The following is a 6358-nucleotide window of genomic DNA, read 5'->3' as shown; positions in this document are numbered from 1 at the left end:
GCCGCGACAGCACACCGCCGCGCGGTACGCCGACCGGTGAGCGGATCACCGTCACCCGCGCCGCCGCGCTGCGCAGCCGTGAGATGGGTTCGCGGATGTACTGGATGGTGCAACGCGCCGCCACCGCCGACGGCGCCGACAAGTCCGGTCTGACCGCGTTGACGTGGCCGGTGGTGGCCAACTTCGCGGTGGACGCCGCGATGGCGGTGGCGCTGGCAAACACCCTGTTCTTCGCGGCGGCCACCGGGGAGAGCAAGGGCCGGGTCGCGTTGTATCTGCTGATCACCATCGCGCCGTTCGCGGTCATCGCGCCGCTCATCGGCCCGGCGCTGGACCGGCTGCAGCACGGCCGGCGCGTCGCACTCGCCGCGTCGTTCGCCCTGCGCACCGCGTTGGCGCTGGTGCTGATCATGAACTACGACGGTGCCACCGGCAGCTACCCGTCGTGGGTGCTCTACCCTTGCGCGCTGGCCATGATGGTGTTCTCCAAATCGTTCAGCGTGCTGCGCAGCGCGGTGACCCCGCGGGTCATGCCGCCGACGATCGACCTGGTGCGGGTGAACTCCCGGCTGACCGTCTTCGGCCTCCTCGGCGGCACCATCGCCGGCGGTGCCGTCGCGGCCGGCGTCGAGTTCGCCTGCACTCACCTGTTCAAGTTGCCCGGCGCGCTGTTCGTCGTCATCGCGGTCACGATCGCGGGCGCCTTGCTGTCCATGCGGATCCCGCGCTGGGTCGAGGTGACGGCGGGCGAGGTGCCGGCCACCCTGAGCTACCGCCAGGACAGCGAGCCGCAACGGCGACGCTGGCCCGACGAGGTCAAAAAGGTCGGCGGGACGCTTCGACAACCGCTGGGCCGCAACATCATTACGTCATTGTGGGGCAACTGCACCATCAAGGTCATGGTCGGCTTCCTGTTCTTGTACCCGGCGTTTGTCGCCAAGGCGCACCAGGCCAACGGCTGGGTCCAGCTGGGCATGCTCGGGATGATCGGCGCGGCGGCCGGCATCGGTAATTTCGCCGGCAACTTCGCGGCCGCGCGCCTGCAACTGGGCCGGCCGGCCGTGTTGGTGGTGCGCTGCACGCTGGCGGTCTCGGCGGTCGCGCTGGCGGCCTCGGTGGCGGGCACCCTGGCGGCGGCCGTACTCGCCACCCTGGTCACGTCGGGCTCCAGCGCGATCGCAAAGGCCTCGCTGGACGCCTCGTTGCAGAACGACTTGCCCGAGGAGTCGCGGGCCTCGGGATTCGGGCGTTCGGAGTCGACCCTGCAGCTGGCCTGGGTGCTGGGTGGCGCGGTGGGCGTCTTGGTCTACACCGAGCTGTGGATCGGCTTCACCGTCGTCACGGCGCTGCTCATCCTCGGGTTGGCGCAGACACTCGTCAGCTTTCAAGGGAATTCGCTGATCCCCGGGCTCGGCGGCAACCGGCCCGTCATGGTCGAGCAGGAGGGCGCGCGGCGCGGCAGCCCGGCGGTGGTGCCCGAGTGAAACGCGGTGTGGCCGTGCTGCTCGCCGGCGTGATGACTGTGTTGTGTGCGGCCGTCGGCGTCGGCACCTGGCTGCTGGTGCGCCCATCGGGTCCGCAGCGCCCGGAGATCAGCGCCTATTCGCACGGCCACCTCGCCAGGGTGGGGCCCTATCTGTACTGCAACGTGCTCAACCTCGACGACTGTGACACCCCGCAAACCCAGGGCGAACTGAAGGTCAGCGAGCGCTATCCCGTACAGCTCTCGGTGCCCGACGCGATCTACCGGGCGCCGTGGCGGCTCTTGCAGGTGTACGAGGACCCGACCAACACCACCAGCACCATCTTTCGCCCGAACACGCGGTTCGCGGTCACCATCCCCCCTGTCGACCCACACCGTGGGCGCGTGGTCGGGATCGTCGTGCAGTTGCTGACGCTGGTGATGGACCCAGCCGGCGAACTGCGCGATGTCCCGCACGCGGAATGGTCAGTGCGACTGACGTATTCGTGACCCTGACCGGCCCTGGTCGCCGAGCGTCGAGTTGATCAGGCCCCGTGCCCGGCGGGCACCCGCTCCCCTTCGACGGGCGGCCCGGGCGGGGTCCCATCGCCGAATGGCCTGCCGCCCAAGGAATCCCGGCCATGCGGAGACAGCCAGCCCGTCAGGTCCGGCCCCTTGGGCACAATGCCGGTGGGGTTGATGTCGGCGTGCACGATGTAATAGTGCTGCTTGATCTGGACGAAGTCGACGGTGTCACCGAACCCCGACGTCTGGAACAGGTCGCGCGCATACGCCCACAACACCGGCAGCTCGCTCAGCTTGCTGCGGTTGCACTTGAAATGTCCGTGATAGACCGGATCAAACCGGGCCAGCGTGGTGAACAACCGCACGTCGGCCTCGGTTATGGTGTCGCCCACCAGATATCGCTGGCCGGTCAGGCGGTCGCTCACCCAATCCAGCGCGGCGAACAGCCGGTCGTAGGCCGCGTCGTAGGCCTCTTGCGATCCGGCGAAGCCGCATCGGTACACGCCGTTGTTGATCTCGGTGTAGACGCGCTTGTTCACCTCGTCGATCTCGTCGCGCAGCCGTTCGGGGTAGAGCTCCGGTGCGCCGTCGCGTTGGTAGGCGGTCCATTCCGTCGAGAAATCCAGCGTGATCTGTGCGAAGTCGTTGGTGACCACCGCGCCGGACGGGATGTCGACGATCGCCGGAACGGTGATGCCCTTCGGATAGTCGGGGAAGCGCTTGAAGTACGCGTCCTGTAGCCGCGGGATTTGCAGCACGGGGTCGACGCCGCCGGGATCGAGGTCGAACGTCCAGCTGCGTTCGTCGTGGGTGGGTCCGCAAAACCCAATGGAGAGAGCGCTTTCCAAGCCGAGCAAGCGGCGGACGATGATGGCGCGGTTCGCCCACGGGCAAGCGCGGGCGACGATGAGCCGGTACCGGCCGGGCTCCACCGGATACCCGTCGCGTCCGTCGGCGGTGACCCGGGTGGTGATGTAGTTGGTGTCGCGGTTGAAGTCACCTTTTCCGGCGACGTAGGCGGCCATGGGGACAATTCTGCCCCAGGCCGGCGACGGCCGGTCGTCCCCGACGGTCGCCGCCGGGCGTGCGCGAGGAGCTAGGCGTCGAGCTCGCGGGCGACGGCCCGAACGACCTCGGACACCCGTCGGGCCGTCTTACGGTCCGGATAGCGACCCTTGCGCAACTCGGGCTGTACGGCGCCCTCCAGCAGCGTGATCATGTCCTCGACCATGCCGTGCAGTTCGTCGGGGCTGTGCCTGTGCTCGGCGGGCACCTCGCGGCGGCCCTGAGCCTTGGTGAGGCTGGGCGGCGGCTCAATCAGCTTGAGGCTCAGCGCCTGGGGGCCGCGCCGCCCGGAGGCGATGCCGAACTCCACACGCTGGCCCGCTTTGAGCGCCTCGACCCCAGCGGGCAACGCCGACGAGCGGACGTACACGTCTTCGCCGTCCTCCTGCGACAGGAAGCCAAACCCCTTGTCGGCGTCGTACCACTTAACCTTGCCGGTCGGCACTGGTCTCACCTGCTTGTCTAACGGATCAATAGAATGGCCAACAGAATAAGCGTCCCGCCTGCGCAGGACGCCGTTTGGTCTGTAGATCCTACTCGGACGCTTCCCTGGCGAGCACCCCCGTTCTCCCCCACTCGGTAGGCTGGGCGTCAACGGTGGAGGAGATATGCGCCTGATCCTGAACATCATCTGGCTCGTGTTCGGCGGCCTGTGGATGGCCGTCGGGTATCTGGCCGCGGCGCTCCTCAGCTTCGTGCTCATCATCACGATCCCGTTCGGTTTTGCGTCTCTGCGCATCGCCTCCTACGCGTTGTGGCCGTTCGGCCGCACCATCGTCGACAAGCCGACCGCCGGGACGGGTGCCCTCATCGGGAACGTCATCTGGGTGCTGTTGTTCGGGATCTGGCTGGCGATCGGCCACCTGCTCAGTGCGCTGGCGATGGCGATCACCATCGTCGGCATTCCACTGGCGCTGGCCAACCTCAAGCTGATCCCGGTGTCGTTGATGCCCCTGGGCAAGGAGATCGTTCCGGTCAGTTCACCGTTTCACTACCTGGCGGTGGCCGCATGACGCTCACCGCGCTGGGTCTCCCGAGGGTGCCGGGCCGTGCCGACGGCACCGCCGCGGACGCGCCGACCACGGGTCCGTTGGTGGACACCTACGGCCGAGTCGCCACCGATCTGCGCGTCTCGCTGACCGACCGCTGCAACCTGCGGTGCAACTACTGCATGCCGGCCGAGGGGCTGGATTGGCTGCCCGGCGAGCAGCTGTTGCGGCCCGACGAGCTGGCGCGGCTGATGCACATCGCCGTCACCCGGCTGGGCGTCACCAGCGTGCGGTTCACCGGCGGCGAGCCCCTGTTGGCGCGGCACCTCGAAGAGGTGGTCGCCGCGGCGGCCGGCCTGCGGCCGCGCCCGGAGATCTCGCTGACCACCAATGGCGTCGGGCTGGCGCGACGGGCCGCGGGCCTCGCCCGGGCGGGCCTGAACCGGGTCAATGTGTCGATGGACAGCGTCGATCGCGAGCACTTCGCGGCGATCACCCGCCGGGACCGACTCGAGGACGTGCTCGCCGGCCTGGCGGCCGCCCATGACGCCGGCCTGACGCCGGTGAAGGTGAACGCCGTCCTCGACCCCGTCACCGGGCGGGAGGACGTCGTCGAATTGCTGCGGTTCTGCCTCGAGCGCGGCCACCAGTTGCGGGTCATCGAGCAGATGCCACTGGACGCCGGGCACCAATGGCGCCGTGGCGCCGCATTGAGCGCCGACGACGTGCTTGACACGCTGCGGCCCCACTTCCGGCTACGTCCCGACCCGGCGCCGCGCGGGTCGGCGCCCGCCGAGCTCTGGCTGGTCGACACCGGCCCGGGGACGCCGAGCGGCAAGTTCGGTGTCATCGCGTCGGTCTCCCACGCTTTCTGTTCGGCCTGTGATCGCACCCGCCTGACGGCCGATGGCCAAGTCCGCAGCTGCCTGTTTTCCGCCGAGGAGACCGATCTTCGGACCCTGCTGCGCACCGGCGCCTCCGACGACGCGATCGAAACGGCGTGGCGGATCGCGATGTGGGGCAAGCCCGCGGGTCACGGCATCAACGATCCGAGCTTCATCCAGCCCGACCGTCCGATGAGCGCGATCGGTGGCTAGCCCCATGGGTCAAGCGTCCGTCCAGCAAGACGGGATTCAGGTGACGGTGCGCTACTTCGCGGCCGCGCGGGCGGCGGCGGGGGCCGAGTCGGAGACGGTGGTGGTGCGCCCCGGCACCACGGTGGCCGAGCTGGTCGAGCGCCTCGCCGTGCGGGGCTCCCGCCTCGCCACGGTGTTGGACAGGTGTTCCTACCTGTGCGACGGGGTCGCCGTCCGCGACGAGACCGCACCGTTACGCACCGGAAACACGATCGACGTTCTACCCCCCTTCGCCGGCGGCTGAAACTGTGAAATATCTCACGTAACGGAACGATAACGGCGTAATCACGCTCCGATATCGGGTGCTATGACCTGCGCGAATGCCACATGGTGCGGATGTTTTCGCAGATGGCCGAGAGGGAAACGCGCGGTTGCGCAGAACGTGACGGGACCAACAGAAACCGCTACCTTTCTCCGAAGGCTCGCCAAGACAACCGAATTGGTGAACCTCCCCTCCTATCGCGCCGAGCTCCATCCAATAGGCAGGGGCCCACCGACCAACATGGATGGAGACGGGGGACCCACCGGTCCACCGTGATCGGATCGGGGCCGCATGCGGCCCCTTGGGGTGAAGCCGACGTCGTTTCACAGCGGATGCTCGCTGAATTCGATGACGGCCGGGTGGCCTCTCCAACCCGAACCCGACAGCTGACCTCGCAGGCGCGTGACGAGAGAGGAATTTTTACGGCCTATGAGTGGACGTCACCGTAAGCCCAGCACGTCAAACATCAGCGTCGCCAAGATCGCCGTCACCGGCGCGGTCCTCGGTGGCGGCAGCATCGCCCTCGCCGGCCAGGCGGCCGCGGCCACCGACGGCGAATGGGACCAGGTAGCCCGCTGCGAATCCGGCGGCAACTGGGCGATCAACACCGGCAACGGTTACCACGGTGGCGTGCAGTTCAGCTCCAGCACGTGGGCGGCGCACGGCGGCGGTCAGTACGCCCCGTCGGCGGAATTGGCCACCAAGGAACAGCAGATCGCCGTCGCGGAGCGCGTATTGGCCACCCAGGGCCGCGGTGCGTGGCCGGTATGCGGTGGCCCGCTGTCGGGCCCGACGCAGCGTGACGTTCCCGCACCGGCCGCCCTGGACGCCCCGGACCTCAACGGCCAGCCGGCACCGCGGCCCTGGGTGGCCAATACGCGCTCCGCGACGGCGATCTGCTGTTCCTTGGTGGCCAATT

General features: G+C 68.4%; 8 protein-coding genes and 1 riboswitch. Of the genes, 6 read left to right on the top strand and 2 right to left on the bottom strand.

All coding sequences use genetic code 11. From position 1 onward, the window contains the following. Together A9X04_RS22215 and A9X04_RS22210 are read left to right on the top strand one after the other, a co-directional pair. The coding region (locus A9X04_RS22215; protein ID WP_067925126.1) for an MFS transporter at nt 1–1484 on the top strand (1484 nt) is incomplete at its 5' end. Then, nucleotides 1481–1972, top strand: a complete 492-nt coding sequence (locus A9X04_RS22210) for a DUF2771 domain-containing protein (RefSeq protein ID WP_082975182.1) — start codon at nt 1481–1483, stop codon at nt 1970–1972. The genes A9X04_RS22215 and A9X04_RS22210, both read left to right, overlap by 4 nt. Nucleotides 1973–2007: 35 nt before the next feature. Here the strand turns inward: A9X04_RS22210 and A9X04_RS22205 are convergent, their stop codons facing one another. Further along, entirely contained in the window at nt 2008–3012 is a 1005-nt protein-coding gene (locus A9X04_RS22205; RefSeq protein ID WP_067925118.1) for a glutathione S-transferase family protein, read from the bottom strand. 71 nt (nt 3013–3083) lie between these two features. Next, the gene (locus tag A9X04_RS22200; protein ID WP_067925115.1) at nt 3084–3497 is read right to left on the bottom strand and encodes a cold-shock protein; all 414 of its coding nucleotides are present in this window, start codon (nt 3495–3497) and stop codon (nt 3084–3086) included. A 163-nt stretch (nt 3498–3660) separates the two neighbouring features. Between A9X04_RS22200 and A9X04_RS22195 the strand changes: the two genes are divergently transcribed. The 4 genes from A9X04_RS22195 to A9X04_RS22180 all read left to right on the top strand — a co-directional run. Continuing rightward, the gene (locus A9X04_RS22195; protein ID WP_067925112.1) at nt 3661–4065 is read left to right on the top strand and encodes a YccF domain-containing protein; all 405 of its coding nucleotides are present in this window, start codon (nt 3661–3663) and stop codon (nt 4063–4065) included. Then, the gene (gene moaA / locus A9X04_RS22190; RefSeq protein WP_067925109.1) at nt 4062–5138 is read left to right on the top strand and encodes a GTP 3',8-cyclase MoaA; all 1077 of its coding nucleotides are present in this window, start codon (nt 4062–4064) and stop codon (nt 5136–5138) included. The genes A9X04_RS22195 and moaA overlap by 4 nt, the downstream gene beginning before the upstream one ends. A 4-nt stretch (nt 5139–5142) precedes the next feature. Beyond that, nucleotides 5143–5421, top strand: coding sequence for a MoaD/ThiS family protein (locus A9X04_RS22185; protein WP_067925107.1), 279 nt, complete (start codon nt 5143–5145; stop codon nt 5419–5421). 208 nt (nt 5422–5629) lie between these two features. After that, a riboswitch (cyclic di-AMP (ydaO/yuaA leader) is annotated at nt 5630–5856 on the top strand. A 12-nt stretch (nt 5857–5868) separates the two neighbouring features. Next, nucleotides 5869–6358: transglycosylase family protein (locus A9X04_RS22180; protein WP_369828996.1), on the top strand; the 490-nt coding region annotated here is incomplete at its 3' end.

The organism is Mycobacterium sp. E3247 (genome assembly GCF_001667785.1).
In the GTDB taxonomy this organism is placed as follows: Bacteria; Actinomycetota; Actinomycetes; order Mycobacteriales; family Mycobacteriaceae; genus Mycobacterium.
The sequence above is the reverse complement of the archived record's forward strand: the minus strand, read 5'-3'. Positions and strand labels throughout refer to the sequence as shown.

What these genes read in the sequence shown, in the direction of transcription:
- A9X04_RS22205 (WP_067925118.1), bottom strand. Translation starts at nt 3,012, where the DNA reads ATGGCCGCCTACGTCGCCGGAAAAGGTGACTTCAACCGCGACACCAAC.
- A9X04_RS22195 (WP_067925112.1), top strand. Translation starts at nt 3,661, where the DNA reads ATGCGCCTGATCCTGAACATCATCTGGCTCGTGTTCGGCGGCCTGTGG.
- moaA (WP_067925109.1), top strand. Translation starts at nt 4,062, where the DNA reads ATGACGCTCACCGCGCTGGGTCTCCCGAGGGTGCCGGGCCGTGCCGAC.
- A9X04_RS22185 (WP_067925107.1), top strand. Translation starts at nt 5,143, where the DNA reads ATGGGTCAAGCGTCCGTCCAGCAAGACGGGATTCAGGTGACGGTGCGC.